The following is a 421-nucleotide window of genomic DNA, read 5'->3' as shown; positions in this document are numbered from 1 at the left end:
CGGCGACAACGCCAGAGCAAAGCGAGGGCAAGCCTTCGCTCGACTCTCGCGTTGTCGCCTCTCTTTGGAATATCTGTCTGCAAACGATGACTGTGGCCGCTTCAAGGCTGGCACTTTGAAACGGCAACGGTCAAAGGTGGCCGGTTCTTTCCCTTGAAGATTTTGAGCCTCGGCAGGGACAGGCGTTTTGGCGTGCGAAGTTACTGCGTCCGGGAGGACCGTCAAGTGACGCTACGCTTGTGGTCGGCGTCCGCACTCGTGAGCCTCCACAAATTCTTCTCGTGCCTCAAACAATTTGGGTATCCCTCGCTTGCCGCTGACTACACACTTGCCTTATCCTCCCTTTATGGCCGCAGTCGTGGAACAGCACGAAAAACGGCCAGCCCTGCCGGAGAAGCTCAAAGAGCTTCAAACAAAAGGG

Annotated in this window: 1 protein-coding gene; it reads left to right on the top strand. The window is 56.3% G+C overall.

The window, feature by feature from the left end:
* Positions 1 to 192 precede the first annotated feature (192 nt).
* On the top strand, positions 193 to 421 hold a 229-nt coding region (locus tag E5331_RS20895), incomplete at its 3' end, for a hypothetical protein (protein WP_275441328.1).

This window comes from Lepagella muris, from assembly GCF_004793975.1.
GTDB lineage: Bacteria > Bacteroidota > Bacteroidia > Bacteroidales > Muribaculaceae > Lepagella > Lepagella muris.
The sequence above is the reverse complement of the archived record's forward strand: the minus strand, read 5'-3'. Positions and strand labels throughout refer to the sequence as shown.